Below are 3,216 nucleotides of genomic sequence, written 5' to 3'. Positions count from 1 at the left end.
GTGGGGTTCTAGGGATTTTCCCCTCTAAAAAGACATAATCCTCTGTAGACCACACCAATAAATGGCTGCGGAGGTGGTTTACTTTCAGCTTGGAGCCTAATCATCCACTATCGGCCTTGTTATTTCGCCAATATTGGGCAATTTCCCAGTATTAGTGAAGTTATACGTTCCGCTTAAGTTGATATTTTGCCACGCAACGGGCGAAACAGCACGAGTGATACCCGCTTTCTCTTCATCTCCTCTCGCTTCAAAGTGTCCCAGAAGATGACTCAGTATCGCGGAGTTGAAGTAGATGATCGCGTTGGCAAGCAATCTTGCGCATTCATTCCAGATAGCGATTTCAGACTCGTTTTTGCCACGGAACTGATCACCATTCACCGACGCAATGGCTCGTCTAAGGAAGTGCCATGCTTCTCCCCGGTTCAGGGCACGTTGCACATACTGCCGCAAACTGGCATCGTCGATGTAGTCAAGTAAATATTGCGCTTTAACCAGTCGATTATACTCCGTCAGAGCCTGTAATATTGGGTGTCCAGAAGGGTAACCAGACAACTTTCTTACCAGCATTGCTTGTGTCGTCCGCTTTGTCTGAAGTGACAGAACAATACGCCTGATATCTTGCCATCCCGTTGTAATAACATTCGTTCTGATAGGCTTCTTTAGCGCCAGTATGGTGCTGCCTTGTTCACTTTCAGTCACATCAAACAGATCATTGATGACACTACTGAACTGCGCGTATCGCGGTGCAAAACTGTAACCGCATAGATCCAGTAAGGCGAAGTTAACATGATTGACACCGTGTGTATCTGTCGAGAGTACGTCAGGTTTGATTTCACTGCTGTTGGATTGTAACAGGTCATAAATATAGTGTGATTCGTGCTCGTTGGAACCGATGATCCGAGCATTGAGGGCGCTGTGGTTGGCCACCAGTGTCATGGCCGTGATCCCTTTGTTGGTGCCGAAATACTTAGAGGAGTACCGGGTTTTAAAGGTTTCCAGATGGGTTTCGAATTTCTGACCATCCGCACTGGCATGCAGCTGGTCCTCCTGAATATGGTAGTGGCGGAAGATGGGTAGCGCTGCAACCGCATTATTGATCACGTCGCTGGCGTCATGCAGCGTTTCAGGCCGGATATAGTTGGCCTGCACCGTACTCAGGTGTTCATAGCTTCGATCGGAGATCTGCGCCATGCCATACACACCACGGTGAGTGGCGTTGGCAATCAGAATGGCCAGTAAATCATCCTGATGAGTGAACCCTTGTTTTTGTATCGGAAGTACATGAGTCAGACATTTCATGAACCCGGTTTCGCGCTCTACATACCGCAGTACATCCGCGATACCGACCGGTTGCATTCGCTTAAAAAAGGGATTGTTGACCAGAGATGTAGCGCTTTTGGTCGGCAGACGCCAGCGGGTACCGGTACGATTTTTCATGATCACATTTCGATTGTCTCCCTCATCAATATGGAGAGCAACGTCTTTGAGTGCACTTTCCAGCCGGTGTTGTTTCTCCTGTAACAATAACTCTGCGGGCTGTTTTAGTCTGTCCAGTGTTGATGAGGCCAGCAAGGTATCCTGCGATGTCTGGGGGATCAGGTCGTCTTCCAGTGCGCGGTATTTGGTAACATTTGGCAAATAAATGCGTCCATTCAGTCGTGAGGTTAACTGCCGGTAGAGCAGCCATTCGTAACGTTGCGGGTTAACGTTATCCTGTTTAACCAACCATGGGAGGTGCTTTTTCGGGATGAGCGACGTATCCATCGTCTTCAGTGGTCCACCGAATGCGATTTCCGTCTGCATCTGTTGAAGTTGGGCGACGACGGCTTCTGAGCCTTTACCGGCCTCACATTCAAGGCACAAGAACACCTGCCTTAACAGTTGCTCCAGGAGATTGCATTGTTCATCGTAATGTTGCCACTGGTACTCTTCCACGGTCCGTTTCTGTTTTTTCAGGTAAAGGCAGAGGGTCTGGATATCCCTGTCATTCATGACCTTCAATGCCTGTTGTCTGACTACTGAGAAGGGTTGATTATCATCAATGTTCTCATCCACAAACAGATGCAGTAACTCTGCCGCTTTCGTGACATTGTCCGCGGCTGACTGCCAGGACAGGAACACTGCTTGTTGTGCAAAGGTGTTGGCAGCTTCTTGTTGCTTGCGGATATGGTAAATGAACCCATCAGTTAACCGTTCCAGTGCCAGTTGTATCCGCTCTGTCAGGTGACATAGCAACCATAGATGCTGCTGTGCGCGTTTGAATCGTTTGAGTTTACTACCGTAATAGTTGATGAGCTCACCGAAGTGTTGTCGATTTTTAAGAGACAGATTAAGCCCATCGATAACGCCATTGATTTGCGTGCGCCATGGCGCTAACTGATGATAAAGGGCAAGCTCTTTTTTAAGTTCAGGTACGGTCAGACTTTTTGCACCGCCTCTGAGCTGGTTCAGGCTTAGTCCGTCATCAATGGCTGTTATGCTGTCCAGAAAGACGTGAAGTTCAGGACTGGTGAGTTGATTAAGTTGGTGCGCCAGGTCTTTTCTGACCTGCTGCATCGCTCTGCTTATCAGTCTCTGGAGTACGGTGTACCTAGGGATAGCAATGCTGTGACTGGTTAGGAATTCAATAGCAGTATCAAAGAGGTAACGCGGCTCCAGCCAGGCATTGCCCACCTGAACAAGGTGGTCGAAAAGAGAATTGAAGTGCTGACTTTCGTCCCATTTGTGATAACCAGCAAGGTCTAATACTTTTGCGTAGAGTCGATCTTTTTGTTTTTGTGAGGGAGTGAATGGTCTGAGCCCCTTGCCGCCAAGCAGCTCTTTACTGATGAACATTAAATCCTTAGAAACCTGCGAGTAAGCGATATCTAGGATGACGGGCTTTGATTTGAAGTATCCCAAAATCGCGACAAAGTAACATCTATGAGCTCTGAGACGAATTGACCGAAAAACTGCCAATTCCGCATCGTTCAGAGAAAAGTACAGACGTTGTTCTTCGATTGAAAAAATGGGTGGGGAATAAAGATCTGCCTGTTCTGCTCTCGTGAGAATAGTAATTTCGTTTTTGATGGCCATATCAGGGCTGTTCCGTATTAAATGTACGATATTTACCTAATTTGCCACACTTATAAGTAGTAACCCACCTCCGCAGCCATTTATTGGTGTGGTCTACAGAGGATTAAGTCTTTTTAGAGGGGAAAATCCCTAGAACCCCAT

1 protein-coding gene is annotated in these 3,216 nt (G+C 47.4%); it reads right to left on the bottom strand.

What is annotated here, in order from left to right; all coding sequences use genetic code 11:
* Window positions 1-96: 96 nt before the first annotated feature.
* Entirely contained in the window at window positions 97-3,075 is a 2,979-nt protein-coding gene (locus B6K83_RS18000; RefSeq protein WP_000985631.1) for a Tn3 family transposase, read from the bottom strand.
* Window positions 3,076-3,216: the final 141 nt, after the last annotated feature.

The organism is Colwellia chukchiensis (assembly GCF_002104455.1).
In the GTDB taxonomy this organism is placed as follows: domain Bacteria; phylum Pseudomonadota; class Gammaproteobacteria; order Enterobacterales; family Alteromonadaceae; genus Cognaticolwellia; species Cognaticolwellia chukchiensis.
Note: the sequence above shows the minus strand (reverse complement) of the source record. Positions and strands in the feature narration are given on the sequence as shown.